We start from the raw sequence: 26,206 nt of genomic DNA, 5'->3' as shown, positions 1-26,206 counted from the left end.
TCAAGGATAGGACGTTCCATTACGGAACGAGACCAAGTCGAGACGAAGAGTAGACACTGGCGTTGAAGACGCCTCCGCTCAGGCATCGCGATGAGGCGCCGAGTAACGCGATGCTGTCTGCAGTGGCCGACGAGCGGGGGCGATGAGCATCCAACAGACCGAAGGGGTGCGGTTACTCGCCGTCCTGTGCAGAGAGCTCGCGCAGCTCGGGCTCGACGTGGGCATGAGCGACGCCAAGCCCGCCCTCGCCGTACGCCTCCGCCGTACGCAGCGGCGGCTGTGGATCTCGATCGACGTCGACGAGGGCTTCTTCGAATGGCACGACGGCCGGCGGCGGCACACGGTGTCCGATCCGGCCGGCGCGGCAAAGTTGATCGCTGTGGACGTTCGGCACGCGATTTCCTCCGAAATGTGAGAGGAATACGGAACCACCGTTAAGCGTGTGGTGTCGAAAGAGACGGATCCTCGCCGGCGGCCAGGGAACAGCCCGCCGCCGGCTCTATGACGCCCCCATGGCAAGGAGTCGAGTTCAGTGCGTATATCAGCCGTACGAGTCGCCGGAGTATGTGCTATTTCCGCGGCCTTGGCACTCTCCGCCACCGCGTGCGGCAGCGCGGACAAAAAAGCTGCCTGCGGCAAGCTGCAGAAGACCATCACGGACGTCAGCAAGAAGGGCATGACGCAGATCAGCGACCCGAACGGCCTCGCCGAGACGTACTCCAACGGCGCCAACCAGATGCGCCAGCAGGGCAAGGACTCCGGCGACGACAAGGTCGAGAAGGCCGCGAATGACGCCGCGACCGCGCTCGAGAACCTCGGCCAGCAGGTGAAGTCGATCGCCGGCGGTGGCAGCACCACGCCGAAGATGCCCGACGTCGCACCGCTGACGAACGCCGGCGCGGAGCTCAAGTCGGCCTGCGACGGCTAGGGTCTGTCCGCGCGAAAGAGGGGTCCGGCGTCGCCGGACCCCTCTTTTGTTTCGGATGTCTTACTCTTCCTGCTCGGCCAGGAAGCGCTCGAATTCGGCGGCGATCTCGTCGCCGTCCGGCATGCGCGCGCCCGGAGCGGCCAGCGGCAGGCTGCTGCTCGCCGCCGCGGCGACGGCGTCGTAGCGCGCCTCCAGGCCGCGTACCGCCTCGGCCACCTCGTCGGAGGCGGCGACCTGCTCGTCGATCTGCTTCTTGGCCAGCACCGCGGCCTCTTCCAGCGCACTCGTGCGGAACGCCAGGCCGGTCGCGGCGGTGATGCCGTTCAGCAGGGCGATCGCCGCGGAGGGGTACTCCGCCTGGGCGAGGTAGTGCGGCACATGCGCGGTGAACCCGATCGCGTCGTGGCCCGCCGCGTCCAGCCGGTATTCGAGCAGCGCGCTCGCGCTGCCGGGCACCTCGACGCGGCTGATCCACGACGTGCTCTCACCGAGCAGGTCGGGCCGGTTGCCGTGCGGGGTCAGCTCGGTCTCTCTCGTGTGCGGCACCGCCATCGGAATGCCGTGCAGTCCCACCGACAGACTCACGTCGAGCCGCTCGGTGAGCGAGACCACCGCGGCGCTGAACCGCTCCCACGACCGGTCCGGCTCGGGCCCGGTCAGCACCAGGAACGGCACGCCGACGGCGTCCTCGCATGCCTGCACGGTCAGCTCGGGCGCCTGGTAGTCGACCCAGTGGGTCGTGTCGAAGGTCATCGGCGGCCGGCGGGACCGGTAGTCGATCAACGAGTCGACGTCGAAGGTCGCCACCGTCCGCGGGCTCATCGAGCTCACCAGATGCTCGGTGGCGAGGCGTCCGGCACCGCCCGCGTCCATGAACCCGTCCAGGAAGTACAGCAACACCGGCCGTTCCAGCTCGGGAATCTCCTCGGCCAACGTGTACAACTCCGTCTGGTCCGCCACGAATCCTCCCTAGCCCGTCAATGGTTGTACGAACGCAAAACGTCCGGGGTGAATTCCTCGCCTGGGCCCGCTACCGTCCGAGCGCCTTCACCAGGACGTCGAAGACGGGCGCGCCGGGCAGGGGGTTCCGCTTCTGGCCGAGCTTCTGCCAGCCCCACTTCAGTACGGCGGCCTGGGCGGCCGCCGCGGCCGGAAGCACGGTAATCGTAGCCCGCTCCTCGGGCCTGCCATCCAGCAGCCGATCGTGGATGGCCTCGGCTAGATGGAGCCGCCGCCAGTGCTCGGTCACCATCAGCTCGGCCATCGCCCACGTGCGGCCCGGCCGTTCTTCGGTGACATCGGGCGGCAGCGGGCCGAGGAGGTTCTGCCACCAGGGGGTCGTCGGCACGAGACCGACGCCGTAACCCATCCCGATCAGCGTGCCCGCGGTCCTGGCCTCGACCAGCGCGAACCCCTCCTGCTGCCGCTGTGTCTCGAAACGGCGGCGGAACAGATCGGCGTACTCCGGCCCCCAGGAGTACGGCGGGCCGGCGTGGACCTCGGCGTACAGGTCGCTGTATTCGTCTACCCGCCGAGCGGCCTCGTCGGGGTCGGCGTCATGCAACTCAATGGCGATGCTCGCCAGCGGTCTCTCCTCCTTGAAACAAGCTGCGCAATGGGACAACCTCACCGGTCCCGGCCCGTACGAAACGCTCTTGGCGCGATGACCTCGTCGAACCGGCCCGTACTCAGGGCCTAACGAGCGGGAGCCGACGATGACGCTATGAATATCGTCGCCTAATTCTCAAATCGTCGTGCCGCGGGAGGCCAAGCTCGGCCAAGACGGCCGACCGCCCGTACACACCGGACGTACCGGGCAGATATTAGGAGAAGGGGGCCGAGCCGAGCCGCAGGTCAGAGCGGGCGTACGGGCCAGCGGGTGTTCGCGACCGACTGGCCGACCGGGTTTCGCAGCAGAGAGCGACTGGTCCCACCCGCCGCTCGCCCCCTTCCCTGCCGGACGGGGCGTGGCCGCATACTGGTCGGTGTGGTGCGAGAGCGACTACGGAGACTGCGCGTCGGTGACCGGAACTTCGTGTGGACGGCCCGTATCGGCCATGTGCCCGGTGAGGGGGACTGCCACCGATGCATACGGATTCGGGTGTGGGGCGGCGGCAAGAACAGCCACGCGCTGGAGGCGGACCTGCTGTCGAAGAGCTGCGCCTCGCCGTGGACCGCGTGTGCCACCGACAACGCCTACCCCCAGCCGCGTGACGTACGGGCGGTCATCGACTACGCCCTGAAGCGCGGATGGGACGCGACCGCCACCGGTGGGACCTTCCTCCTGAGCGAGCGCGACCACGCGTCCGCGTTCGAGCTGGAGGACTTCCTCCTCACCGACCGCCGACGCGACCCTGCGGCACCGGATCCGACCGCGCGGGTGATCCGCGCCTACGAATGGCGGACCGCCGAGGCCGACCCGGTCCGGCAGGGCCACCGCGAAGACGTGGGTCCGGACGCCGGCGGATAAACTCGGCGATCTTGCCGTTCGTACGCAGATCCCGGGAGGCCTCGGAATGGCGCAGGTCAGAGAGCTCTACCTCGCGGCGGCGGCTTCGGCGGCGGAACTCATCGCCGCACCTCAGGTGGCCGCGGCGTGGGAGGAGCCCAGCGCGCTGGCGAAGCTCGACGTCCAGGGCCTCGCGGGCCATCTGGCCGCCCAGATCTTCTTCGTTCCGCAGATGCTCTCCGGGCCGGCGGCCGAGGAAGAGGTCATCTCGATCCACGAGTACTACGCGCGGGCGAGCTGGATCGGATCGGATCTCGAGGACGAGTTCAACACGGGGATACGGGACGGCGGGCGCAAAATCGCGGCCGACGGCCCAGCGGCGCTCGCGGCCGAAGCGCGTGCCGCCGTCGAGAAGCTGCGGACCGACCTGCCGGGCGCCCCGCCGCGGCCGGTGCGACGCTCCTCCTGGGGGGCGTTCTCGCTCAGCCTGGACGACTTCGTGACGAGCCGGCTTCTGGAGCTCGCCGTGCACTCCGACGATCTCGCCTACAGCGTGGGGGCGCCGACGCCCGAACTGCCCGCCGAGGCCACCGAGACCGTCGTCGACCTGCTGTCACGGATCGCGCTCCGCCGCCACGGCGCGACCAACGTCCTGCGTGCGCTCTCCCGCGCGGAGCGCGCTCCCTCCTCGATCTCCGCGCTCTAGGGTCCGTCTCGAGCTCCTCGGTCTGAGCCGCGGCCTGTCTGGGCCTCGCGCGTCGTGGGCCCCGGCCCGTCGTGGAGCCGACCCGTCGTGGGCCCCGACCGGTCGTGGAGCCGACCGGTCGTGGAGCCGACCCGTCGTGGGGCCCACCGGTCGTGGGGCCCACCGGTCGTGGGGCCCACCGGTCGTGGGGCCCACCGGTCGTGGGGCCCACCGGTCGTGGGGCCCACCGGTCGTGGGGCCCACCGGTCGTGGGGCCCACCGGTCGTGGGGCCCACCGGTCGTGGGGCCCACCGGTCGTGGGGCCCACCGGTCGTGGGGCCCACCGGTCGTGGGGCCCACCGGTCGTGGGGCCCACCGGTCGTGGGGCCCACCGGTCGTGGGGCCCACCCACCTGGAGCCCACCCGCCCGGGGGTGCCATCCCACTCTCATTGTCCAGCCAGAACAGCGGCGGGCGGAAGTAGAGCGGGGTTCTGTGGATAACGCCGGGGTGTCGCCGCCCAGTCGCCGCCCAGGCGGCGCAACACGGCAACCAGCACGACTATGAGACAGGCCCTGGGCCGACCGGTCGCTGAACGCGAGTCAGGGCGTTCCGGTTCCGCCGACCTGTCCGCTCACGCTCGGCCAGTTCTTCCACTTCAACGGGTACTTCACGAAGATCCGCGGGGTGTGGATGAAGAGCTTGGCGGCCTCCTGGTGGAGCGTGGGGAAATCCGTCCAGCCGTCCCCGTCGCCCTCCAGGTAGGAGTCGGTGACGTTGCTCGCGTACGTGTAGGCGTTCGAGGCGATCATCCGCGTCGTCAGGCCACTGACCGCCCCCTTGAACCCGGGCTGCCGCAGGAAGTACTTTCCGAACTTCTGCCGGTACGCCGAGGCCGGATTCAAGCCGGGAAGCGCGTCGGCGACGCCGTCATAGGCCATGTTGCCGACGAACCCGTCGGCGAACTGCACGGCGTTCGCCTTGGCCGAGAACGGGTCGTAGCCGGCCACGTTCGTGAGGGTCCTGTGGTCGACTCCCACGGCGAGGCTCGTTCCGAAGATCCCGGCCTGGAGGAGCTGCTGACCTCCCGCGTACACGACACTGTCGGTCAGCGCGTAGGTCACCCTCTCGATCAGCGTCCGTACCAGCACGCTGCGGATTCCGGCGTACCAGCGGGCCTGGGTGATCAGTTTCAGCAGCCGCGCCTCGATCGCGCCGGTGAGCCAGCCGTAGAAGATGGTGGCGACGACGTTCGCATACATCTGGATCGCCAGCACCCAGAGCGCCTCGCGGGTCTCGTCGTTCACGCGGGCGTACTCCTCAAGGGCGTCCCCGACCTTGCGTACGTACGCGGAGACCTCCCCCGGGTAGTGCGACAGCGCCGTCGTACCGTCACCCTCGTTGTAGAAGCGGTCGAACGCGGCCGGTCCCTCGCCTTCGTTGTGGCTCTTCACCTGCCCGGCGATGGTGTTCATCACCCCTCCGGCGCCGTCGATGGCATCCGCGATCTGCCGGTAGTAGCCGGCCGCCGTCCGTACGCCGTCGGTGTCGGCCGCGGGCATCTTCACCCCCGCCACCCAAAGGAGGACGTCCTCCGGTGTCACGGGCCGAACCGCGGCACGGTCGACACGTCGACCGTGGGAAGGGACGCGATGATGTTCCAGTTGGCCACGACGACGTTTTCGTTCATGAGCGACAGGTTGTCGCCGACCGCACCGTAGGCCGAGCAGAGCGCGCCGGAGTACCGTACGACCTCTTCGCGTGCCTGGGTGAAGGCCTTCTTCGCCTCGCGGCCCGGGTCGTCATCGCCGTAGATGTCACCCAGCTCGTCGATCTTTCCCAGCAGGTGGTCCACCGTGTCGGCGAGGTCCTGCCCTTCCTTCATGAAAGCCAGCGCCGCCTGCCGCAGTTCGGCGTGGTCGATGTGCATCGGTGGGGTCACACGCCGCGCCGTACGTCCCGCAGGACGTCAAGGATGTCCTCCAGCTCCGGTCCGGCGAACCCGGCACGACCCGGATCCATCCTTGTGGTCTCCGTCATCTCCTCGACCAACGGTCGCATCATCTCCTCCGCCCGCGCCTCGGCGTCGCGTGCGCCCTGCCGGGCCGCGTCGAGGATCGCCTCGGCCAGTGCCTCCGACCCCAGCCGCATGGCGCGCGGGTCGATCCGCAGCTCGGCGAGGGCACCGAAGCGATCCACTTCGACCCGTACTCTTTCGTCGGCGGAGCAGCCTATCCCGCGCAGCTGCGTCAGTTGCGCCTGCGTCTCCCGAAGCCGCGTGTTCTGCTCCGCGATCAGCGAGACCAGATCCTTGACCGAGCCGCCGCCCGGCGAACCACCGAACGCCTCCATCGAGCCTCCTGGGCACAGGTAATGATCGATTGTTGTTGATCATCTGTTAGCCAGGAAAGCTCCGTGCGTTAAGTCCGCGTTACATCATCCTTGCCTCGACCTGCGGCTGTGCTCGTCGCCGCGCCCGCCCTCGACGAACGGACCCTCGCGACCGCCGTCGACGACGGCCATCTCAAGGGAGACACCGGGCGGCTCGAGCAGGTCTGACGCTCTCAGGCGCCGGCCGGGTCGGCGCTGATCGGCCGGCTCAGCAGGTCGCTCGCCGAATCGTGGATCTTCGCAAGCGCGCTGAGGAGGTGTTCGCGTTCGGCGTCGGTGAGGCCGGCGGTGATCTGCTCTTCCATCAGATGCCGTTCTGCCTCGATCGGCTCCTGCAGCGCGCGCCCGGCGTCGGTGAGCCAGAGCCGTACGAGCCGGTTGTCCTTGTCGTCGCGCCGGCGGGTGAGCAGCCCGGCGGTGGTCATGCGGGTGGCCATCTTGACCACGGTGGGCGTGGTGACGTTCAGCGTGGCGGCCACCTCACCGGGCGTGCGGCCGTCCTGTTCCCACAGCGCCGCGAGCAGGTGGTTCTGGCCGAGGTGCAGGCCATGACGTTGCATGGCGCCCTCGGCCACGGCCCGTAGCACCTTCGACGTTCTGCTGTGCAGGTCGAGGAACTCGGGCATGCGCATCTCCGCTGTCTTTTCGATCGATTGACGGCTAATCACTTACCGGCTAACGTTCTCCTGGCATTGATCGTTAGACGGCAAGCGACTTTAGGGAGCCCTATGCTACTGGTCACCGGCGCCACCGGAAACATCGGCCGCCCACTCGTACGCGAGCTCTCCGCGAGGGGTGCCAAGGCGCGCATCTTGGTCCGCGACCCGGCCCGCGCCGCGGGCCTGCCCGAATCGGCCGAACGCGTCGTCGCGGACCTGACCGAACCCGCGACGTTGGCACCCGCCTTCGCCGGGGTCGACCGCCTGTTCCTGCTCACGCCGGGCATCGACACCGCCCCCGTGGCCCATGCCGTCGCCGCCGCGCAGGATGCCGGTGTGCGTCACATCGTCCACCTGTCCTCCACGAACGTCCTGGGCGACCCGATGCCCGCCATGGGCCGCTGGCACCACGAACGCGAAGAGATCATCCGCGCCTCGGGGATACCGGCCACGTTCCTGCGCCCTGGCGGCTTCATGACCAACGCCCTGGAGTGGACCGGCACCATCCGCGACGGGTACGTCGTCGACCCGATCGGCCCGGGGCGCTTCGCACCGATCGACCCAGCCGACATCGCTGCCGTCGCCGCGGTCTGCATGACCGAGGACGGACATCCGGGCAGGTCGTACTCCCTGACCGGAGACGAGACGCTGACCGTCACCGAGCAGGTCCAGATCATCGCCGAGGTGATCGGAGCCCCCATCGAGGTCCGCTCACCGACCTCGCCTGAGGAGGCCGTCCGATCCCGCTTCCCCGCCAGCGCACCCCCGGCGCTGGTCGACGCCATCACGGAGGGATTTCTGCTGATGCGCGCCGACACGGTCGGCTTTCGTACGGACACCGTCTCGCAGCTGCTCCGCCGCCGTCCCGCGTCGTTCAGGGACTGGTGCGTCCGCAACGCCGACGCCTTCCGGCCCCGCTGACCGGACGCCGCCTCTCGACTGCGATAGGCGGGTCAGATCGGGACCATGACAAGAGTCGTGCTTCCCAGCCGTACCCGGTCGCCCTTTTCGAGCCGGGCGGTCGCGCACGGCCGGCCGTTGACGCGTACGCCGCGCAGGGAGCCCATGTCCTCGACCTGCCAGCCGTTCTCGTCCGGCACGACCAGAGCGTGCAGTGGGCTGGCATCCTGGTCGTAGAGCACCAGGTCACAGTCGGAACGTGTGCCGATGGCGAATCGGTCGTGGAAGACGGACGTCAGTCCGGCGAGTTTTACGGCTATCGCGGGCATCGAGGGAAATATATGCCGAGCGGGCGCAGACCGGGCAGGCTGTCCGGGTGAGTGAATCTCCGGAGCTGGTGAGACAGCTCCTCAAGGCGGTCGTGGCCTACACGTGGTTCTTCGAGAGGTGCGACGAGTCGGTACTCGAAGACCGGATTGCCCTCAAGCAGATGGAGTACGCCGCGCATCTTCTGAGCCGGCTGTCCCCACCGGACCGGCAGCGGTCGGCGGGGGAGCTGGCCGAGATGGCCGCCGACGAGACGGATCCTGAGTTTCGCGAGTTCATAGCCGGATTCGCCAACGCGATGGGGCTCGTGGACGACGCCTGAACAGGCAGGACGGCCGGGCCGCCCGTGACTCCTCTCGTCGAGGTTGCGTTGTCCGGAGGGGATCCGAGATGGTCCTCGCATGCCGATCACCGAACCCGGACCGCGTAGCGTCGCCGACGTCTGTCGTCTGCAGGAGCAGGGGCATCGGATGAAATACCTGTTCTTCTGGGGTCATCAGCCGTCCGCCTCCGTCGGCAAGGGCTGCCTGAGCCAGTGGTATGAGGGATACCCCTTCACCGTCGACGGAGTGACCTACCGCACCGCCGAGCACTGGATGATGGCGCAGAAGGCACGGCTGTTCGGTGACGAGGAGACCTTCGCCCGCATCGTCGAGGCGGGCCATCCGCGGCAGGCCAAGGAACTCGGCCGGGAGATCAGCGCGTTCGATGAGGCCACGTGGGTCGCTCGACGCCTTGAGATCGTCGCCGCCGGTAACGCCGCGAAGTTCGGCCGGTACCCCGTGCTGAAGGCCTATCTGCTCGGCACCGGATCACGAATCCTGGTCGAAGCCAGCCCACTGGACCGGATCTGGGGCATCGGCATGGCCGCCGACGACGACCATGCGACGCAACCCCACCTGTGGAAAGGCCTCAACCTGCTCGGCTTCGCCCTCATGGAGGCGCGCACCCGGCTCGCCGAAGGTCGATGAGGTCCCTGCTCGTTGCCAGCGAGGCGGAAAGCCGGACGCTGATCCGCCCAGCCGTGAGGGGTCGTCAGCCCGGGTCCTCGGTCAGGAACTCCGCGACCAGTTCTGCCGGGTTTGCGGCTTTGGTGAGAGCGAACATCTCGTCGGGGTTGAACATGTCGTAGAGAACCACCGGCACTGGCCGTCCTATGACTTTGGCGATCTGGCCGTGGAGCCGGCGCGCCACGTCGACACAGAGCGCGTGGAACTGGGCCTCGAGCTGTTCTCCTCGCTCGTCCCTCTCCTGCTCGGAGAGGTCGTCCGCGTCCTCGTACCAAAGGCCCTGTGTCACCGCCTCTCGCCGGTGCGACTCGGCGCCGGCCGGATCGCGTACGTGATCGTGGCCGGCGATGTGGGTCCCCTCCAGCCCGGATGGCGGAAAGTAGGCGTAGTTCCAGCGGGCCTCCCAAGCGTCTGGCGGACTCGGCGACGCCAGCAGCCGGGCCACCTCGGTCTCGGTGTTGTAGCCGATCGCCAGATAGGGGAACCGAGGGTCCTGGTCCACGCAGTCGATCCGGAACGTGACCGTATAGATCGCGGGCACCGCCTCCGCGGGAAACTCGGCCAGGGCGCGCACGGCGACCTGCTCAACGTGCTGCCGGAACGTCATCCGCTCTCCTCGGTGCCCAAGTAGTGATGGTTCAGGCCGTGGTCGCCGGGGCGGGAAGGTAGAGGTTCACCTTGCGGCGCAGATGGCCGTTCATCATGAAGCCGAAGACCTGGCCCTTGCGGTTGGTGTGCACCGCACCGTTGGAGGCATCCACGACCACCGGTTGGACGCGTAGCGCGAACCGTACGGGCGCCTTCCCCGAACTCGCCTCGATCGCGTCGCCGGTGACGTTCGGGCTGATGAGGACGCTGAAAGCGGCGATCCCGCTCTGCGCGCCGCGCAGGCTGTTCGACGTGCTCGTCACGTAGCGGGAGACCTCGGCCGCGAAGCCCCACACGTCGTCACCGGTGACCCGTTCGAGGTCGGCGGCCACGGTGTAGAGGTGGATCCGGGAGAAGAGCATCTGCGGCAGGAAGTCCACGCGATGACCGACGAGAGCGGGACGTCCCCCGACCTGGTCGGTCCGGACCTCGCAGCCGTCCTCCGTCAGACGCATGCCGAGTTCGTCGAGACCGCGGTTGGTGCTCATGATCATCTATCTCCTCACAAAGTGTGAGGAGCATACGAGAACTGCCACCCGGCGTCACTACGGGTCCGAGGCGCTTTATTAGACCTAGTCGCCGGGCCATGGACGTACGGTCTGCTCGGTCCCTCCGCCGGTCTCTTTCCGGCTCATCCGTATCCTGTCCTGGCCTCCGTCCGGAACGACGGTGCCGGTCCCGCGTCAAGTGCGTGGCCGATCCCTGAAGGAGCCTGGATGTTCTTGTCGTTGCCCACCAGCGCATGGATTCTCATCGCGGTGGGCGCCACTCTTTTCAATCTTGTCGGCATGCAGTGGATCATCCAGATTCCGGAGTACCGCAGAAAGCAGTTCTGGATGCCGGTCATCGGCATCGTCTGTGTCGGCTCGCGTTCCCTCGTCCAGAGTCACACGTTGGCCGAGACGCTCTTCCTGTACGCGGCGCTCATCGTCGGTTTTCCCCTCGCGCTAGCCCCGGTACGCGGCCAGATCACCCGTGACTACTACCGCTGGCTCAAGGACCCGACGACCAAACCCAGCAAGGCGTCGATGACGTGGGTCGTCACGTCGATGATGATCATGCTGGTCGTGATCATCGCGGTCAGGGCGATGGGTACCAAGGGCGGCGCCTGACCGTTCGTATTCCGGCCCGGACAGGTCGAGCTCCCCGCAGGAGGTACTCGATCGGGTCGCCGGAGCGCGTAGGCGATGACCACGTGACCAACGGCGGCCGAGAAGGTTCACGTCGACGCCCGATCCGGACGCTGTGATCGGCACCATTCCGGCATACCTCTCGTTGATGGCCGCCGACTCGCGATATAACGTGGAATGTCGGTGGCGTGGCGCCACCGCGTCGCCGTTGAGGAGACCGGATGCCGGCAGATCCGTCCAGCTCACCCGCGCTACGCGCGTCCGACGCGGACCGTGACCGGGTGATCGACCTGCTACGCGCCGCTGTCACCGACGGCCGGCTCGACCCGGTCGAGTTCGACGAGCGGCTGAGCGCGGCGCTGGTCACCCGCACCGTCGACGCGCTGGCTCCGCTCACCGCCGATCTGATCGCGATGCCGGGCAGCGACAACGCGCTGACACTCGCCAGGACGCCGGCCGCCGAACTGCTCACCATCAAGGAGAAGCACGGCGCGGTGCGCCTCGACGGCCGGTGGACGCTGCCGCACCGGCTGGCGCTGCGTACCGCGTGGTGCGACGTGAGGCTGGACCTGACCAGCGCGGTACGCAGCGGGCCCGAGTTGGTGATCGAGCTGCGGGTAAGCGGCGGCAACGTGGAGCTGGTCCTCGCACCGGGCATGGTGGTGGACGCGAACGAACTGTCGGTACGGCACAGCAATCTAGCGATCACCAGGGACGCGGGCGACGGCACGCCGGAGACGCTGCACGTCCGCCTGGTAGGCCGAATACGACACGGCCGGATCGGCACCCGATGGTCGGCATGACGCGGCAGGCCCCTTAGGCACTATCCCGACCCTGACAGGTCGTGTCGGCGGCCGCGGCGATGCGCGCGAGCGAGATCTGGGGCGTCGATCCGGAACGGATGGCGCTCGCGTACGGGCGGCCGGTCTTCGATCGCTACGCGACCAAGGACCGAGCCGGTCGCGCCCCACACTCCTAGGATCATGAAGGTGCGAGTCGATCTGGTCGCGATAGTCGTGGACGACTACGACCGAGCCGTCGAGTTCTTCGTCAACGCGTTGGGCTTCGATCTGGTCGAGGACTCGCCATCGCTGACGAACGACGGCCGCCCAAAGCGGTGGGTCGTCGTCCGGCCGCCGGGCGGCGAAACCGGCATCCTGCTCGCACGCGCGGACGGCGAGCATCAAGCCGCCGCGGTCGGAAACCAGGTCGCCGACCGGGTGGGGTTCTTCCTCCAGGTGGACGACTTCGACGCTGCCCACGAACGCATGGTGGCCGCAGGCGTCGAGTTCGTCACCTCGCCACGTACAGAGCCCTACGGACGGGTCGCCGTGTTCTTGGACATCGCCGGCAATCGTTGGGACCTGCTCGGGCCCCCTGAAGGGAACCGCGCGCCCGCAGACCGCTGAACAGGTTGGTCTACACCGCTTCCAGGGGACGGCACGAGATGTCGATGCCTTGATCGCGTGTTTCATCCATCGCCCGGCGCACATGGCCGGATTCGGGCAGCGTGTGCCAGATGGTCCGCTGCGGGGGTATTCAATGAGGGCATCGACCCAGACGGGGGAACCGTATGCGCGCCACGGGGTATTCGTTCCTAGCACCTGACGTCCCGACGCCGATACCCCGCATGGCGCGTTCCTGGTGGGCGTCCTGCCAGGCGGGTTTCGTGTCCATCGGTGGCTTCTTTGCCGTGATCATCGCTGCGGCGGTGACGTACCGGAGCAGCGCGTTGGTTACGACGGCCACGCTCGGTGGACTGGTGGTCGGGTTCACGGCGGTCGCGGCGTACGAATGGTGGGCGGGGCGCAGGCTCGGGACCGAGCTGAGTCGCCTGCAATTGATCGTCGTCGCCGCGGGCCTGGTGTTCTGGCAGTTGTACCAGACCTCCCCCGGAGGCCTGCCCTACGATCCGACCTCGGCACAGCTGTGCGCCTACATTCAGCGGCTGGACCGGCCCTGCCTGATTGAAGCCGACGCCGCCCGGCTGCACAGTGACATCGCCTGGTGGTCGACCGGAATAATCATCGTGATCCTCGGACTCATGGCCCGGCGCTCTCGCACCGCAGCCTGGATAGCCCCGGCCGTCGCGATCGCCGGCGGCGCCGTCGCCCTGCATTTCCTTGACGTGTTCGTCCGGCCGGCGGCGGCAGCCGGTCTCCTCCCGGCGGGCGCCGCCCCGTGACCGACGTTCGGCATCGGCCACACCCCGGCTTCCGCCCAAGCCCCTGACCACCTCCGCCGGTGCGCCCGCTCCCCGTGCCGGTGCAGCCGTTCATCTCGCGTGAACTGCTCGGCGCGCCCCGCGGTTCGTCGCTGGAGGAAATAGGTCAGAGCCGGGTCCCGGCTACCGCGACCAGACTCGTGAGTTCACCACTCATGCCGATAGTGGACGCAGGCCCCCGCTGCCGCCCCTCACTGCGCGCCGCTGTCCGCCCGGACGAACGCACATCACCGCCCGTCCCGTCATCCCGTACGCCTGATGCCCCCGCTGGGGGATTCGAGCTCTCTTAATGGCCCGGCGTACGGTGCTTCGGCCACTCATCCTGCTCGTCGGGTGGCGTCCACATGATCGACACGATCTGGAGGGCTGCCGTTGCCAGGTGTCGGTCACCGCTGATGTGTGCTTGTGCTATCGCCTCTTCGGGGGTGATGCCGCGGGTGCACAGACGCCAGGTGGTGTCGGCGGACAGCTCGACCCGTGCGGTAGGTGCTGGAGACGACTGATGTTGCAGCTTCCAGCGTTCCGGCCCACGGATGCAGGTCCACGCTCCTCCACCGGATCCGGTCACGCTCATCTCAATGACGGTGCCTTCGGGAGCGGTCACGTTGCGCAGCGTGTACGGCAAGGCCCGTAGGAAGGTGTCCAGGACGGGGCCGAGGTACTCGGGGTCCATGAGTCCGGCTCGGCCGGTGGCGTCACAGATCTGCTGGTGGTGGGTCCAGTACTCGCTGAAGTCCCGCGCGGCGTCAAGCCAGAACGGGAGCGGCCCGGGCCCAGCCCAGCGCACTCGCGCCCCGAGGGCAGCCGGATCAACGGTCGGCCAGAATCGCACGATCTGCTCGCCGACGGTGGAGAGCAGATCAATCAACAGCGGCGTGCTGATCCGGCGTGCGGTGACCACCCATTCCTCGTTGATGCGGTCCAGATAGACGGTGAACGGTTCCGCGTCATGTGGGTGCAGTACGCGGAAGCCCTCACCGTCACGGTGCATCGACAACCGCCCGACGTGATCGCCAAGCACGTGTGCGGCGATGTCCTTGACGGTCCATTCCGGACAGATCGTTGGCCTGAGCCATTCGTCGTCGGTGAGCTGACGCAGCAGGTCGATGAACGCGACGTGCTGTTCGGCGAATAGCGGCCGAACATCGATGGGCGGTCCCAACCAGGAAATATCAGTCAACGTATCCCACCACTGCTCTATGGAACGCTTGAGCAACGCCCCTTAGTAAACCTTACGGAACTCCGCCAACCCAGGCCCCGGGGGCTGTAGGGGGCAGAGCCCTTCGCATCGGGGTTACGGGGTCGCCCCCTGGCTCGGCCTAAGAGATTCGAACCCTGACCTGCTGCTTGCAAATCATGCTCCCGCGATGTATTGCGGCACCTTTGGTCTTCAGCGAAGATCAGAGGAGAGCATGGTCAGCGGGCCAGATGGTCGCCGAAATCTGTACTGCTTGGAAAGGCGGGCTAGTGAGCGGTCAAAGCTCTGGCAGTGTGGTGCAGACGCAAGCCGGGGCGCTCTGGTTTCTTCGTCTCATCGCAGTTGCCGGTGACGTGAGCGTCACGATCCGGGCGATCGAGGCCCGAGGCGTTCTGGTCGGAGTGATCGCGACTATCAGCGCCGACGTCTTCGTGTTGATGTTCCTGTTCTTGAAGAATCCGTATGGTGAACTGAATTCCCGCCGTTATCTATTGGTGCTTATCGTCAGCGCATGGGCGTGCTTGGTTGCGCCGGTGGCCGCGACCCAGCTTCCGCTACTTATATGCCTGCCGGTGATTTTGGTGGGAAGCTTTCCGATGGCACTTGTAACACGATGGTGGTTGCGCCGACGGCTGACGAGCCCGTAGTCCTGCAGCCCCTGTTTGACCATCGCCCACCCTCAGCCGACGGGACGGCGGGCCTGACAGTCAACCCATCGGGGCCCAGGACGTTGTTACTGTCGACGCCGCGCAACCCCGCCGACGACGGTGAAGAGATCACCAGTTGGATCAATCCGGGCGTTTGATGACCTGTTCACGGCTTTGGACGCACTGCAACGTTCTCGCGTCGGCACCCTGCATCCGGCTGACCTCAGCGTCCGCGCTATCAGCTTGGGAAGCGTAGGAATCTTGGCCGTCACAGGGCCTGAACTGCACGGGCATGTGTCCGCGAATGACCGCTGTTGACCCTGAGCCACCTGGGCTAATACCCCCGAATGGCCCGAAACGAAGCGTCCGGAACATCGCGCTCCGAGATGGCGTCCAACAGAGTAGAAGATCGAGTAACGCAGACGGGAGCTCTGACATGTCGGGCGCTGCTAGTCGTTTCCTCTACCTCACGCGGCATGGTGAAGCTTCACCGGATGAGAGCGCCTTGACCGCCCGAGGCCGTCGGCAAGCTCGTCTGCTCGGCGAGCGGCTGCGCCGCTTCCCGTTGTCCACGATCTATCACGGGCCTCTGCCGCGGGCCGAACAGAGCGCGCGGCTCATCGGCGACCAACTCGACAACGTTCCTATTCACGTCACGGAAGCGGCCGGCGACTTCGTCCCGTACGTCCCGGAGGTGGCAGAACTCCCGCCCGCGTCCGTTGACTACCTCGTGCGACGCCTCAAGCAGATCCCGCCGGAAGAACGGACGCAAGGCCCGGAGCTGGCCCGTGAAGCCCTCAGCCAGTTCACCGGGCCGGCCGACGATGACGAGCCTCGCCACGAGTTGGTCGTCACCCACAATTTCCTCATCGCCTGGCTAGTCCGTGCCGCGCTGGATGCACCGAACTGGCGCTGGCTCGGGCTCAATCACTGCAACGCGGCCCTGACCATCATCCAATACGCACCCCAGCGTCCCTCGTCCGTACTGACCTACAACGACATGGCCCACCTTCCAGAGGACCTCCGCTGGACCGGATTCCCTCTGGGCTTCATAACTAAACCGGCGCCCTCATCGGGCCCGCAACGAGAGGCATCGGAATCGCTGCCAGCGGGAAAGTCGCTCTCACGGATCGTCGCTAAGCCGCTCTGTATCTGACCTGTGCCTTTTCGACGATCCGTCCGTGAGCAACCGTACGCGCGGGCATGTAAGACGTATCGCCCACGCTGGTCAGTAGTCCGTGGCCGTCACTTCGATGAAGTACTCCTTGTCTGGCTCCAGCGGAGGGCAGGCAAGTATCGTGATCACCTGTGGCCACAGCTCCGGACGTACCGGGTAGCAGTCGGGGAACGCCTCATCACTGAAGTCGAATAGCTCCCGGACACGGATGAACTGCTCCCGAGTGACCGGGAACTCCCCGCACAGATGGTCATCCTGAGCGCTGTACGCCACCAGGTCCCATCGAACGTCCTGGCGGTCTTCATAGCGGGCGGGATCGCGAGTCATGTCCCTAGTGTGGCGTGGCTCCAGGCGCACGCCGTCGGCATGGTCATCCCGTCTGCCTTAATGGCCCGGCATCTATGGCTGCGGCCCCTTCATATGCACCTCCTTCGGGGCCGTATGCATCGCCTGCTTCAAGAGCACTTGGGAGCGCCTTGGTCATCGAGCATGCTTCAGCGGCAGACTACGCACGTGGAGACCCTTCGGCGCCTCAGTTGTTCCTACGTCACAGGTGATGTTTCACCTGAAGAACTGCCCATGATCGCCGCAGAGGCGATCGTCCGGGGCATCGACTCACCCTCCATCCACCAGCTCGCCGGGCTCAGCCAGCGAGATGACCCTCGGGACATTCGTGACCTCTACCGTGCCGCCATGGATGAACTGGGCATTGACATCCCGAACGCCGACGCACTTCGCTGGGAGTACGTGCACTTCTGGGCACAGTGCATGCTCAACGGAAGCCTGAGCCCCTATGAAGCAGCCTCAAAGGTCAGCGCCGAGAGCTTCCGTTTGGGCGAACCCGAAGCCCTTCGGGACATGTACGCCCTTACGCTGCTTTGGGAAGATGATCCAGGTCACCGCACCGCACTGGAGCGCAGCATGCTGGAGGCCGCCAAAAGCCTGCACCACAAACGTTGAGGGCCGACGACGGTGAGCAATTCAGTGGACGGGCGTGAGGCGTTCCGTCGGCGTGTAGAGGCCACGGCTCCTCTGCCTGGTCTGCTGGGCTTGTCCTGGGACCTCGGTGGAGGGGATGACCAGGCTCTCACTTGAACTCCTGAACTCCGGCCCACGTGCACTGCTCCGCCTCGGCGGCTGAGATCCCCGCGCCGGAGCGCCCCTGCCGGAGGCAGGCCGTAAGAGCTTCCCGTGACGTGGTGAGTGGGGCCGGCCTTTAGTAGAGGAACGGCGGAGTGGCAGAACCCTGCCGCTGTCGATGATCAGGTCGTCGCCGACTGATCGGCCCATCAGCCATGCCAGAAGGGATGCTTGGCAGCCTCGGATGACGGGAGCGTCATTGCTGCTACGTACCTCGTACTGCGTACCGGTGTCGGTAGCGTGGAGTCGCATGGCGGGTGCGTTCTCGCGGGCGGTGAGGGCCGCTGTTACCCCGTTCAACTCATGGGCGACGAAGTCGGCGGGCCAATGGTCGGGCGTGACGCCGACCTGCAGATCGACGTGGTGGACGAGCACCTCGCAGAGCCGGGCATCCCCGATCCGGGCGGCCGGATGCCGTTGTCCGGCCGACCACTGGACTATGTGGGTTTTCGACGTCGATGGCGGATCAGGCCAGACCGCCGACGAGGTTGTCCGATCGACCGGAGCCCTGCTGGTCGGCCGGCGTACGCAGGATGTCGAGGACCGCCTACAAATGGGCTTCTATGGAGGCGCCTTTCGCGGGCCGTTCTTTGTGCTGCGCCATCATCCGCCGGCGCAACCTCCTGTCGTGAAGGGGGTGACCGGGCGGTTCCTCGATATGGGTATCGAGGAGGCGGTGACGCTTGCCAAGAAGGCCGCCGATGGTGCGAATGTAGTCATCCTGGGTGCCTACGTCGCCCGGCAGTGTCTCGAGGCCGGGCTTCTGGACGAGATCATCGTGCATGTCGCTCCGGTCCCCGTCGGCGAGGGCGTTTCCTCTTTGAGAGCGCCGGTGGCGCTCCGATCAGACTCGAGGCGATCTCTTCCCACGTGGAGGGCGAGACCACGGTGCTGCGCTACGCGGTTCGTCAGACGCCAGAGGAACGACGGTGAGACGGGCCAAAGGTTCTCTTATGCGGCACTAGACGTCGCCGAGAGCGATGGCACATCCAGACCAGAAGCGGTGCTTCGTCCGGTTGCGGGTCGCCCGATCGGCACGACCGGGGGGACCGGCGCCCACGCCGCACGCCCGTAGGGCGGGCTGCAGCGACGGCGGGCAGTGTCGTCGCCTTGATCCAATAGAGATTGATTCGGCAAGGTATCCGCTACCCGATAGAACAGCCGGAGCAACGCCACCCGAACGAACCCGAAAGCAACCTGCGACCCAGCCCCGGGGGGGCGTGAGGGGCGGAGCCCCTCACATCGGAGGTTCCGGGGGTCGCCCCCCGGGCCAGCACCGTGGAGCCTAGGGGATTCGAACCCCTCACTTCCTGCTTGCAAATCACGCTGATCCTGGCCCACGTAGCCGCTGACCTGTGCAGACATGTGTCCGCGAGTGACCGCTGTTGATCCATGATCACCGCGGCTAATGGCACGCTAATGACACGAGCAGTCGCTGGGCTTGCGGCACGTGATGCGGTCCTGCCGACGACTCCGGTGGCGGCCTGCCAGGCTGTCGGCGACAGACCTCCGGTTTCCGCATGGCCCATGGGAGCATGCACCCATGGTCGATGACGTCCGGCTGGATCTCGATGCAACCGCCCACGGAGAGATCCGAGTAACGCTGATGTCCCCATCGTGGCTGCTGCATATCGAAGCTCCCCGCGCCGACCTTGAGCGGCTGGCCGGCATCGCGGACGCCGATTGGAACGCACGTCGCTCTCTGGCCGTAGGCACCTGCATGAATTCGTCGGTGTACTGGTCTGCCGATCCTGACCCCAACGCGGCAGACCAGGCCACCCTCCTCATCGGTCACGATGCCGAAACCTGGGACATCGGGATAACAGTCCCCCAAACGACCGTGCGCAAGATCGCCGAACTCGCCGCTCAATTTCCTGGCGCCTGACGGCGCCGAACTCCAGGCGGGTCACCGCGTCGGTCCGGAGTGCTGTCCCGCGCGTACGGCGGGACGTCGTGACAGACATCAATCGTGGGTGAGTACTGCGGTGCGCGGGGGTCTGGGGCGGCGGAGCCTCCAGGAGCGCTCGACCAGCATGACGTCGAGGCCGTGGTCATTTCATCGCATCTGCGTACTATCGAGCATGCTGCGGTTTCTGCGTTTGGGGGACGATGTATAAGGCGTTCAACTGGGTGCGGTTCGGGAACGCGCGGATCTTGCTTGTCGTAGCTGTCGTCCTTGACGTGGTCAACCAGTCGATAGCCCGTTACCCCTCCGGCGGTCGGGGCGTGGCTGTGATGTGGCTATGCGTTGATCTCATGTTGTTCATCGCAGTAGCTCGGGGCAGTCACGTTGCATGGCGGGTACTTGGCGCGTTGATGGCGTTCGGTGCCGTGCTGTTCTTGATTACCGGGCTCGGGGATCCGTCCGGCTTTCAGCTGCCGCGCAGCCTGTTGTTCGCGGCCCAGCTTCTTCTGCTCTTCAGCCCAGCGGTACGGATCCGGGCGGGGATGAGGCGCGAGCAGCTGGAAGCAAGAGCGGGTTGAGCGGTTAGGGAACCTCGATTCGAGCTTGCCCGCAGAGGCACGTCCTGGTCCTACGGCGGCGCTGGCATGGTGGCTGTGCTGTCAAGTGTCTGCGCTGATAGCAGGGACGTTGGCCGCCCGATCGGCACGGCCGGGGGGACCGGCGCCTACGCCGCACGCCCGTAGGGGCGTGCCGGAGCGGGCGGCTGCAGCGGCGCGGAGCGCCGTCGCGTTGATCCAATACAGCCCAATTCGGCAACGTATCCGCCACCGCCCCAAAGAACAGCCCCGAGCAACGCCACCCAAATAAACCCGCGAGCAACCCTGCGACCCCAGCCCGCGAGGGGGCGTGGGGGGCGGAGCCCCTCACATCGGGGGTTCCGGGGGTCGCCCCCGGGCCGGCACCCTGGAGCCAAGGGGATTCGAACCCCCGACTTCCTGCTTGCAAGTCATGCCGATCTTGCCCCATATGGTCGTTAACCTGGGCGAGCATGTGTCCGCCAGTGACCGCTGTTGACTCCTGATCACCGTGGTTAATTGCACGGCGTCCGACTTCGCCGGCGTCGTCGGTCCCTTGGGGATCTTGACCGAGCGACCGCAGCTTTATCAGTTCGATCTTGATCTACGTGGTCGGGTTCCGTCCGTGGTCGTCCCGTCTCCCAACGCTCGCGGTTATCGGGCTTCGTCTGCCTGTGTTGCCGTCATGGTTGCCGTCACTGCCGTCGGCGTGTGGGCGGGCGGTTTCTATTGCTGTGCTTGCTCATAGAACGCTCGGACCCGGGCGGCGTGCCCGTGCTGGTCCAGCTCGACCACGTCCAGCGCGCGGTTGCCGTTCTCGCGCCGGTAGAACAGGGCGTAGCCGCCTGGGCTGGTCAAAAACGCCTCTTCGGTGAATGTCAGTTCTGGCGCGAGGTGCATGCCTCGCTCGAAGTGACGGCGCAACTCGGCCTTGCCCCGCAATCGGCCGTCCGGCCGATCCCAGCGGGTCACAACGGTAAGCGCAGCGAAGTCGACGTCATCGGAGTAACAGGCCATGACGGCGTCCAGGTTTCGGGCGTTCCAGCCCGCCAGCCACTGATCTGCATGAGCCCTTGTATCCATGTGGATCAGTATCCAGGCGGCATGGGATCGTGCCGACGAGATATCGACAGCAGTCACGAGCCACCGCCCGCCTGGTCATCCCGTCTGCCGTCCCTACCTTGATCGTGGGTTGCTCGGGCCGTCGTAGGGTGCTGGCGCCCGGGGGTGCCGGGTGTGGCTGTCTGCCGTCTGCCGCTTGTGGCTTGGGACGATTGGCCGCCCGGTGCCCCTGCGACGACCCTGGCCGCTGATTGAGAATTGCGAACACGTCGCTGTGTAGGGATGCGCCGGCGAGGTCGTCTTCGGGAACAGATGGCAAGTCGAGCCAGGGAGACGGCGTTGCAGCAGGTGTGGGCCGGTGTGGACATCGGCAAAGCTCATCATCACGCGGTGGTGATCGATTCTGAGGGCAGGCGGCTGCTGTCGCGGCGGGTGGCCAATGATGAGGCCGACCTGCTGGAGTTGATAGCCGAGGTCTGCGCATTGGCCGGCGAGGTGATCTGGGCGATCGATGTGCGCACCGGAGGCGCCACGTTGTTGGTGACGCTGCTGTTCTCCGATGGCCAGAAGGTCTTCTACCTCTCCGGTCACATGGTCAACCGGGCGGCCGATGGTTACCGCGGTGAGGGCAAGACCGATGCCCGCGACGCCGCCGTCATCGCCGACCAGGCCCGGATGCGCCGCGATCTGCGGCCGGTGCTTGATGAGGATGGGCTGATCACCGAGCTGCGGATGCTGGTGGCCCACCGCCAAGACCTGGTCACCGACCGGACCCGGGCGATCAACCGGCTCCGTGACCAACTCCTGAACGTCTGCCCGGCCATCGAACGCGCCCTGGACCTGGCCCACAAAGGCCCCCTGATCCTGCTCACCGGCGCGAACACCCCCGCCGCCATCCGCGGGCTGACCCCGGAGAAGCTGACGTCCTGGCTCCGCGAGAACGGAGTACGCAAAGGCGCCGCCGACCTGGCCGACCGAGTCATCCGCGCAGCCCAATCCCAGACCGCCGTCCTGCCCGGCGAACACATGGCCGCACGACTGACAGCCGAACTCGCCAAGCATGTCCTGAGGCTCACCGAGCAAATCGAGCACACCGACGCGCTGATCGAAGACCGGTTCGCCCGCCACGAACTGGCCGAAGTGATCACCAGCATGCCCGGCATCGGGACGCTGCTCGGCGCCGAGTTCCTCGCCGCCACCGGCGGAAACATGACCGCCTTCGCCTCCGCCGACCACCTCGCCGGCTACGCCGGCCTGGCCCCACGCCCCCACGACTCCGGCCGGATCAGCGGCAACCGCCACCGCCCGCGCCGCTACAACCGCGACCTCAACCGCGTCTTCTACACATCCGCCCTGATCAGCGTCCGCTACAACCCCGAATCCCGCACCTACTACGACCGCAAACGCGCCGAAGGCAAACTCCACACCCAAGCCGTCCTCGCCCTCGCACGACGACGCGTCAACGTCCTATGGGCCCTCATCCGAGACCGACGCTGCTACGAACTCACACCCCCGACCACCAAGGCCGCATGACCCCACACCGCCTTGACAACCCGATTGAGAATCGTCCCACCCGGCGGGGAGCGGGCCAGGCCCGACGGGTCGGGGTGGAGCGCCCCGCTGGACGAACGACCTCGACCCGGCGGGCCTGGTCTGCTCGGCTTGTCCTGGGACGATGGCGGGCGGGATGACCAGGCTTCCACCTCAACCACTAACCAACCTGCGACGCCAGCCCACAGGGGGGCGTGGGGGGCGGAGCCCCTCACATCGGGGGTTCCGGGGGTCGCCCCCGGGCCGGCACCGTGGAGCCTAGGGGATTCGAACCCCTGACTTCCTGCTTGCAAAGCAGGCGCTCTACCAACTGAGCTAAGGCCCCTCGTGAAACGAGCAACAGCCTACCGGGGAACCAGGGGTGTCGTGTTCGGGCGTACCGCTCGTCGGGAGGTCGTGTTCTCGCGTACTCGTGGCATCAGGCTTCCAGGCGGGTCAGGGGGCAGGGTGTCGTCGCCGATCCCTCTGGCTCGCCTCGGCGGATCGTGACTGGTGGCGGCTGACTCGGCCTGCGCCCCGGGGCGTCGCCGTTCCGTTTCGCCTACACGCCCAGTGAGGCGCACGCATACCGGGCTGGGGTCCAGACATACGGGCGGGGTCTCGGCGCAGGTGCTCAGTGGTGAGCATCGCCGCAGCCGCAGCCGCAGCCGCAGGCGCTATCGCGGTGCGGGGATCGCGGCGGTCGTTCGCAGGATCAGGTCTGGTAGGCCCGAGATGCTCTCCAGTACCTCGGTCGCGCCTGCCGTTTCGAGTTGGGGGCGGTCGTGGGCGCCGGTCAGGACGCCCGCGACGATGGAGGCTCCTGCTCGGTGACCGCTGCGCATGTCGCTTGCCGTGTCTCCGCACACCGCGATGTGGCGGACGTTCTCGACCTGGAGGCGCAGGGCCGCCGTGAGGATCATGTCCGGGTACGGGCGGCCGCGGCCGCCGGCGTCGTCTGGGCAGATCAGGAGGTCGGCGCGTTTCCACCAGCCGAGCGTGTCGATGACGCGGCCCAGGGTGGCGCGGCCGAATCCCGTCATCAGGCAGACGCGTACGCCCGCATCGGTGAGTTTGTCCATGGTGGCCTCGGCGCCGGGGATCGGCGTCAGGCCGTCGCGATCGATGATCGAGTCGTAGGCGCGCTCAAAAGAGTGGTTGGCAGCGCGTGCTCGATCCTCGTCGGAGAAGATCTGGCGGAAGACGTCCAGCTTCGACTGCCCCCGCGCGGCCTGCACGCGGGCCATCGAGCGGCCGTACGCCTCGGTGCCGCGTACGACCCCCTGCGTGGCCAGCGCCTCGGCGAAGGCCTTTTCGACCACGCCGCCGTCGGCCACGCTCGTACCGGCGAGGTCAAGGCAGGCAAGCGTGATCCGCGCTGTGTCGTCCACGCACGCCCCCCATGCTCCCCGCCGGTATCAATGTCGTATCTCAGCTGTCCGCCGAGGTCGCCTCGGTCCACAGGTCCAGCTCGGCCCGGTCCTGCTGGAGCCGACGCCAAACCGCGAAACCACCGAGGGCGACCAGCGCAAGAACGATGAGTTTCTTCACGGTGGGACCCCTTCAAACTTCGACTGACGGTGCGACTCGCAGCCTAGCAACCGTTCCGGTGTGCCGGGCGGCTTCCCCCCGCCCGTTATCGATCATGGGATTCTAGGCGTTCTCCAACGTCGGGCTGTACGTCTGTGGCCACATCGAGACCGGGATGTTGCCTCACGAGCGGCGCCCGATCCTCCACACCTGTGGATAACCCGATCGTCGTGATCTCCTACCGGGGCACTCCTCCAGGCACTCCCCACATCGTTATCCACAAGCCTGTGGATTAACTCTCCGTACAAGGAATCACCTACCGACGACCGGCGGAAGCCCACCGTACGGCGCCGGCTGCCCGTCGTCACTGCACGGAAACCTCCCGTATCGGTCCATATGAGGTCACACTCCGCCATATCCCGTTTACGTATTGCTTACCAGGATGTGGTTCTCAGGAGGGACTCTCGCGCGTGGAGAGCCTCCGAGAAAAGGAGAGTGCCGTGAAGCGTGCGATCACCACCGCCGCGATCCTGACGGGCCTGCCGCTCACAACCGCGATCATGACCTCCTCGCCGGCGTCCGCGGTACCGCCCCCGCCCCCTGGCGCGACCACCGCGAAGTCCGAGCTCGCCGCGCTGAAGGTCAAGAAGGAGATCTCCCTGTCCGGATACAGCCGGGCGAAGTTCCCCCACTGGATCGACCAGGGCTTCGGCTGCAGCACCCGCGAGGTGGTGCTCATGCGCGACGGCAAGGGCGTACGGGTCGGCTCCGACTGCTACCCGACCAAGGGCAGCTGGTATAGCCCGTACGACGGCAAGACCGTGACAAGCCCGCACAAGGTCGACATCGAACACCTTGTCGCCCTGTCCGAGGCCTGGCGCTCCGGCGCGAAGTCCTGGACCACGGCCCGGCGCCAGGCGTTCGCCAACGACCTGCGCCACGCGGAGCTGTGGATATCCGACCACCCGCTCAACATGGACAAGGGCGGCAAGGACCCGGGCCGCTGGCTGCCACCGCGAAGTGCGTTCCGCTGCACGTACGCGCGCTCGTACGTGCAGGTGAAGTACGCCTGGAGCCTGTCGGTGAACACCGCCGAGAAGAAGGCCCTCACCTCGCTTCTCAACAAGTGCTGACCAGGCACGGGCGCCCGTGACCGAGGTGCCCTGAAACGCTGCGGGGATGACCATCGAACTCATCCGCGCCGCCGGCCTGTACGCCGGAGTCGAGTACGCCTACGCCGCCGTCGCACCTGTCGGCGCCCTGGTCTTCACCGCCGGCGCCTGCCCGCTCGGCGAGAGCGGGGCGACCGTGGGACCCGGCGACGTACGTGCCCAGGCGCGGCAGTGCGTCACAAATCTCTTCGCCGCCCTGGTGGCGTCCGGCGCCGGCCGACGCGACGTACTCAAGACGACCGTGTACGTCGCGTCGGCAGAGCGTACGGACCTCGTGGCGGCCTGGGAGGAGATCCGCGACGCGTTCGGCACCCATGACGCTCCCAGCACACTGCTCGGCGTCGTCGTACTCGGGTATCCGGATCAGCTCGTGGAACTCGAGGCTGTGGCCATGCGCCCGTCTCTCTGACCTCAGTGGCATCCTTCCGCGGTTCTGATCACAGAGTGGCCATCCGGTCACCGAGCAGAATCCCCCATTCGGCGAAGGCTTGGCATGGGCAGGTTTATTCCTCTGTCTGAGGGGATGAATTTCGATGCGTACTTGAAGGGAGAAAACAAATGGGTATCGTTATAGCGGTTCTATTGCTCGCGCTGATCCTCGGCGGTGCCGGGTTCGCGATCCACGTGCTGTGGTGGATCGCACTCGCCGTCTTGGTGCTGTGGCTCCTCGGCTTCGTCTTCCGCGGAGCGGGTACGGCGGGTGGCCCCAGAGGCCGCTGGTATCGCTGGTAGACCAGCTCTTCCCATCGGCGCAAGATCAAACGAACGCGCCGTCGCCGCGATCACGCGGTGGCGGCGCGATCGTCATTTCCGCCAAGCAATGAAATACCCATTGGCATCAATAAATTACCGAGTGTCACGCAATGATCGGGCTTGCCTTACCCGTAGTAGATGGGTGTCAATCCTCCCGAAAAGTATT

Annotated in this window: 36 protein-coding genes and 1 tRNA gene; 20 read left to right on the top strand and 17 right to left on the bottom strand. The window is 66.8% G+C overall.

Features of this window, described 5'->3' with window-relative positions:
• Positions 1-142: 142 nt before the first annotated feature.
• Complete coding sequence (locus FB559_RS15645; RefSeq protein ID WP_141956298.1) at positions 143-415, top strand: hypothetical protein; 273 nt, start codon at positions 143-145, stop codon at positions 413-415.
• A 168-nt stretch (positions 416-583) separates the two neighbouring features.
• The gene (locus FB559_RS15640) at positions 584-928 is read left to right on the top strand and encodes a hypothetical protein (RefSeq protein WP_141956297.1); all 345 of its coding nucleotides are present in this window, start codon (positions 584-586) and stop codon (positions 926-928) included.
• A gap of 60 nt (positions 929-988) precedes the next feature.
• Here the strand turns inward: FB559_RS15640 and FB559_RS15635 are convergent, their stop codons facing one another.
• Both FB559_RS15635 and FB559_RS15630 read right to left on the bottom strand, forming a co-directional pair.
• Positions 989-1,888 (bottom strand): proteasome assembly chaperone family protein, encoded by a 900-nt coding sequence (locus tag FB559_RS15635; protein ID WP_185792230.1) that lies wholly within the window; start codon positions 1,886-1,888, stop codon positions 989-991.
• A 70-nt stretch (positions 1,889-1,958) separates the two neighbouring features.
• Complete coding sequence (locus tag FB559_RS15630; protein WP_246121629.1) at positions 1,959-2,492, bottom strand: GNAT family N-acetyltransferase; 534 nt, start codon at positions 2,490-2,492, stop codon at positions 1,959-1,961.
• Between the two features lie 423 nt (positions 2,493-2,915).
• On the opposite strand from FB559_RS15630, the gene FB559_RS15625 reads away from it, so the two are divergent.
• Both FB559_RS15625 and FB559_RS15620 read left to right on the top strand, forming a co-directional pair.
• A complete protein-coding gene (locus FB559_RS15625) occupies positions 2,916-3,398 on the top strand; it encodes a hypothetical protein (protein WP_221640037.1) in 483 nt (160 codons plus the stop codon).
• Between the two features lie 46 nt (positions 3,399-3,444).
• A complete protein-coding gene (locus tag FB559_RS15620) occupies positions 3,445-4,083 on the top strand; it encodes a maleylpyruvate isomerase N-terminal domain-containing protein (RefSeq protein WP_141956296.1) in 639 nt (212 codons plus the stop codon).
• Between the two features lie 580 nt (positions 4,084-4,663).
• Here the strand turns inward: FB559_RS15620 and FB559_RS15615 are convergent.
• The 4 genes from FB559_RS15615 to FB559_RS15600 form a co-directional block, all read right to left on the bottom strand.
• The gene (locus tag FB559_RS15615) at positions 4,664-5,629 is read right to left on the bottom strand and encodes a hypothetical protein (RefSeq protein WP_141956295.1); all 966 of its coding nucleotides are present in this window, start codon (positions 5,627-5,629) and stop codon (positions 4,664-4,666) included.
• A 32-nt stretch (positions 5,630-5,661) separates the two neighbouring features.
• A complete protein-coding gene (locus FB559_RS15610) occupies positions 5,662-6,003 on the bottom strand; it encodes a WXG100 family type VII secretion target (protein ID WP_141956294.1) in 342 nt (113 codons plus the stop codon).
• On the bottom strand, positions 6,000-6,413 hold the full coding sequence (locus FB559_RS15605; RefSeq protein ID WP_141956293.1) for a YbaB/EbfC family nucleoid-associated protein: 414 nt from the start codon (positions 6,411-6,413) through the stop codon (positions 6,000-6,002). Before FB559_RS15605 ends, FB559_RS15610 begins: the two co-directional genes overlap by 4 nt.
• Positions 6,414-6,625: 212 nt before the next feature.
• Entirely contained in the window at positions 6,626-7,078 is a 453-nt protein-coding gene (locus FB559_RS15600) for a MarR family winged helix-turn-helix transcriptional regulator (protein ID WP_141956292.1), read from the bottom strand.
• A gap of 102 nt (positions 7,079-7,180) precedes the next feature.
• On the opposite strand from FB559_RS15600, the gene FB559_RS15595 reads away from it, so the two are divergent.
• Complete coding sequence (locus FB559_RS15595; RefSeq protein ID WP_141956291.1) at positions 7,181-8,032, top strand: SDR family oxidoreductase; 852 nt, start codon at positions 7,181-7,183, stop codon at positions 8,030-8,032.
• Positions 8,033-8,064: 32 nt separating this feature from the next.
• Here the strand turns inward: FB559_RS15595 and FB559_RS15590 are convergent, their stop codons facing one another.
• On the bottom strand, positions 8,065-8,340 hold the full coding sequence (locus FB559_RS15590) for an FHA domain-containing protein (RefSeq protein WP_141956290.1): 276 nt from the start codon (positions 8,338-8,340) through the stop codon (positions 8,065-8,067).
• Between the two features lie 47 nt (positions 8,341-8,387).
• Here FB559_RS15590 and FB559_RS15585 point away from each other — a divergent pair, with 47 nt between their 5' ends.
• Both FB559_RS15585 and FB559_RS15580 read left to right on the top strand, forming a co-directional pair.
• Positions 8,388-8,660, top strand: coding sequence for a hypothetical protein (locus tag FB559_RS15585; protein ID WP_141956289.1), 273 nt, complete (start codon positions 8,388-8,390; stop codon positions 8,658-8,660).
• A gap of 79 nt (positions 8,661-8,739) precedes the next feature.
• Positions 8,740-9,309, top strand: a complete 570-nt coding sequence (locus tag FB559_RS15580; protein ID WP_141956288.1) for a riboflavin biosynthesis intermediates N-glycosidase — start codon at positions 8,740-8,742, stop codon at positions 9,307-9,309.
• 64 nt (positions 9,310-9,373) lie between these two features.
• Here the strand turns inward: FB559_RS15580 and FB559_RS15575 are convergent, their stop codons facing one another.
• Together FB559_RS15575 and FB559_RS15570 are read right to left on the bottom strand one after the other, a co-directional pair.
• A complete protein-coding gene (locus FB559_RS15575; RefSeq protein ID WP_141956287.1) occupies positions 9,374-9,955 on the bottom strand; it encodes a hypothetical protein in 582 nt (193 codons plus the stop codon).
• A gap of 31 nt (positions 9,956-9,986) precedes the next feature.
• The gene (locus FB559_RS15570) at positions 9,987-10,484 is read right to left on the bottom strand and encodes a levansucrase (RefSeq protein ID WP_141956286.1); all 498 of its coding nucleotides are present in this window, start codon (positions 10,482-10,484) and stop codon (positions 9,987-9,989) included.
• A 228-nt stretch (positions 10,485-10,712) separates the two neighbouring features.
• On the opposite strand from FB559_RS15570, the gene FB559_RS15565 reads away from it, so the two are divergent.
• The 4 genes from FB559_RS15565 (at position 10,713) to FB559_RS15550 (ending at position 13,311) form a co-directional block, all read left to right on the top strand.
• Positions 10,713-11,108 (top strand): hypothetical protein, encoded by a 396-nt coding sequence (locus tag FB559_RS15565; RefSeq protein WP_141956285.1) that lies wholly within the window; start codon positions 10,713-10,715, stop codon positions 11,106-11,108.
• A gap of 239 nt (positions 11,109-11,347) precedes the next feature.
• Entirely contained in the window at positions 11,348-11,929 is a 582-nt protein-coding gene (locus FB559_RS15560) for a DUF1707 SHOCT-like domain-containing protein (RefSeq protein ID WP_141956284.1), read from the top strand.
• Between the two features lie 180 nt (positions 11,930-12,109).
• Positions 12,110-12,535 (top strand): VOC family protein, encoded by a 426-nt coding sequence (locus FB559_RS15555; protein WP_185792229.1) that lies wholly within the window; start codon positions 12,110-12,112, stop codon positions 12,533-12,535.
• Positions 12,536-12,756: 221 nt separating this feature from the next.
• Positions 12,757-13,311, top strand: coding sequence for a hypothetical protein (locus FB559_RS15550; protein ID WP_185792228.1), 555 nt, complete (start codon positions 12,757-12,759; stop codon positions 13,309-13,311).
• 325 nt (positions 13,312-13,636) lie between these two features.
• On the opposite strand, the gene FB559_RS15545 is transcribed toward FB559_RS15550, so the two are convergent.
• Positions 13,637-14,566 carry a maleylpyruvate isomerase family mycothiol-dependent enzyme gene (locus tag FB559_RS15545; protein WP_246121625.1) on the bottom strand — a complete coding sequence of 310 codons (930 nt, stop codon included), beginning with the start codon at positions 14,564-14,566 and terminating at the stop codon, positions 13,637-13,639.
• Between the two features lie 251 nt (positions 14,567-14,817).
• Here FB559_RS15545 and FB559_RS15540 point away from each other — a divergent pair, with 251 nt between their 5' ends.
• Positions 14,818-15,195: a hypothetical protein gene (locus FB559_RS15540; RefSeq protein ID WP_141956281.1), complete on the top strand. Its 378-nt coding sequence runs from the start codon at positions 14,818-14,820 to the stop codon at positions 15,193-15,195.
• Positions 15,196-15,487: 292 nt separating this feature from the next.
• On the top strand, positions 15,488-16,351 hold the full coding sequence (locus tag FB559_RS15535) for a histidine phosphatase family protein (protein ID WP_342780938.1): 864 nt from the start codon (positions 15,488-15,490) through the stop codon (positions 16,349-16,351).
• A gap of 72 nt (positions 16,352-16,423) precedes the next feature.
• Here the strand turns inward: FB559_RS15535 and FB559_RS15530 are convergent, their stop codons facing one another.
• Positions 16,424-16,699 carry a hypothetical protein gene (locus FB559_RS15530; RefSeq protein ID WP_141956279.1) on the bottom strand — a complete coding sequence of 92 codons (276 nt, stop codon included), beginning with the start codon at positions 16,697-16,699 and terminating at the stop codon, positions 16,424-16,426.
• Between the two features lie 252 nt (positions 16,700-16,951).
• Here FB559_RS15530 and FB559_RS15525 point away from each other — a divergent pair, with 252 nt between their 5' ends.
• Positions 16,952-17,332 (top strand): hypothetical protein, encoded by a 381-nt coding sequence (locus FB559_RS15525; protein WP_141956278.1) that lies wholly within the window; start codon positions 16,952-16,954, stop codon positions 17,330-17,332.
• A gap of 21 nt (positions 17,333-17,353) precedes the next feature.
• On the opposite strand, the gene FB559_RS46705 is transcribed toward FB559_RS15525, so the two are convergent.
• On the bottom strand, positions 17,354-17,887 hold the full coding sequence (locus FB559_RS46705; RefSeq protein ID WP_185792226.1) for a DinB family protein: 534 nt from the start codon (positions 17,885-17,887) through the stop codon (positions 17,354-17,356).
• Positions 17,888-18,059: 172 nt separating this feature from the next.
• Positions 18,060-18,296 (bottom strand): hypothetical protein, encoded by a 237-nt coding sequence (locus FB559_RS44650; protein ID WP_221640036.1) that lies wholly within the window; start codon positions 18,294-18,296, stop codon positions 18,060-18,062.
• Between the two features lie 759 nt (positions 18,297-19,055).
• Here FB559_RS44650 and FB559_RS15510 point away from each other — a divergent pair.
• Both FB559_RS15510 and FB559_RS15505 read left to right on the top strand, forming a co-directional pair.
• Positions 19,056-19,397, top strand: a complete 342-nt coding sequence (locus tag FB559_RS15510; protein ID WP_141956276.1) for a hypothetical protein — start codon at positions 19,056-19,058, stop codon at positions 19,395-19,397.
• Between the two features lie 224 nt (positions 19,398-19,621).
• Positions 19,622-19,996: a hypothetical protein gene (locus FB559_RS15505; RefSeq protein WP_141956275.1), complete on the top strand. Its 375-nt coding sequence runs from the start codon at positions 19,622-19,624 to the stop codon at positions 19,994-19,996.
• 723 nt (positions 19,997-20,719) lie between these two features.
• On the opposite strand, the gene FB559_RS15500 is transcribed toward FB559_RS15505, so the two are convergent.
• Positions 20,720-21,133, bottom strand: a complete 414-nt coding sequence (locus tag FB559_RS15500; RefSeq protein ID WP_141956274.1) for a nuclear transport factor 2 family protein — start codon at positions 21,131-21,133, stop codon at positions 20,720-20,722.
• 234 nt (positions 21,134-21,367) lie between these two features.
• Between FB559_RS15500 and FB559_RS15495 the strand changes: the two genes are divergently transcribed.
• The gene (locus tag FB559_RS15495; RefSeq protein ID WP_246121622.1) at positions 21,368-22,588 is read left to right on the top strand and encodes an IS110 family RNA-guided transposase; all 1,221 of its coding nucleotides are present in this window, start codon (positions 21,368-21,370) and stop codon (positions 22,586-22,588) included.
• A gap of 270 nt (positions 22,589-22,858) precedes the next feature.
• Here FB559_RS15495 and FB559_RS15490 read toward each other — a convergent pair.
• The 3 genes from FB559_RS15490 to FB559_RS44645 all read right to left on the bottom strand — a co-directional run bounded on the left by FB559_RS15490 (position 22,859) and on the right by FB559_RS44645 (position 24,136).
• A tRNA-Ala gene (locus FB559_RS15490) sits at positions 22,859-22,931 on the bottom strand.
• Positions 22,932-23,262: 331 nt separating this feature from the next.
• The gene (locus FB559_RS15485) at positions 23,263-23,976 is read right to left on the bottom strand and encodes an HAD family hydrolase (RefSeq protein WP_221640035.1); all 714 of its coding nucleotides are present in this window, start codon (positions 23,974-23,976) and stop codon (positions 23,263-23,265) included.
• A gap of 40 nt (positions 23,977-24,016) precedes the next feature.
• Positions 24,017-24,136, bottom strand: coding sequence for a DLW-39 family protein (locus FB559_RS44645; RefSeq protein WP_221640034.1), 120 nt, complete (start codon positions 24,134-24,136; stop codon positions 24,017-24,019).
• Positions 24,137-24,615: 479 nt separating this feature from the next.
• Here FB559_RS44645 and FB559_RS15480 point away from each other — a divergent pair, with 479 nt between their 5' ends.
• The 3 genes from FB559_RS15480 to FB559_RS15470 all read left to right on the top strand — a co-directional run bounded on the left by FB559_RS15480 (position 24,616) and on the right by FB559_RS15470 (position 26,019).
• Positions 24,616-25,248, top strand: coding sequence for an HNH endonuclease family protein (locus FB559_RS15480; protein WP_221640033.1), 633 nt, complete (start codon positions 24,616-24,618; stop codon positions 25,246-25,248).
• Positions 25,249-25,294: 46 nt separating this feature from the next.
• Positions 25,295-25,696 (top strand): RidA family protein, encoded by a 402-nt coding sequence (locus FB559_RS15475; RefSeq protein WP_141956273.1) that lies wholly within the window; start codon positions 25,295-25,297, stop codon positions 25,694-25,696.
• 149 nt (positions 25,697-25,845) lie between these two features.
• The gene (locus FB559_RS15470; RefSeq protein ID WP_141956272.1) at positions 25,846-26,019 is read left to right on the top strand and encodes a hydrophobic protein; all 174 of its coding nucleotides are present in this window, start codon (positions 25,846-25,848) and stop codon (positions 26,017-26,019) included.
• Positions 26,020-26,206 lie beyond the last annotated feature (187 nt).

The organism is Actinoallomurus bryophytorum (genome assembly GCF_006716425.1).
GTDB lineage: Bacteria > Actinomycetota > Actinomycetes > Streptosporangiales > Streptosporangiaceae > Actinoallomurus > Actinoallomurus bryophytorum.
This window is presented reverse-complemented; position numbering and strand designations above follow the sequence as displayed.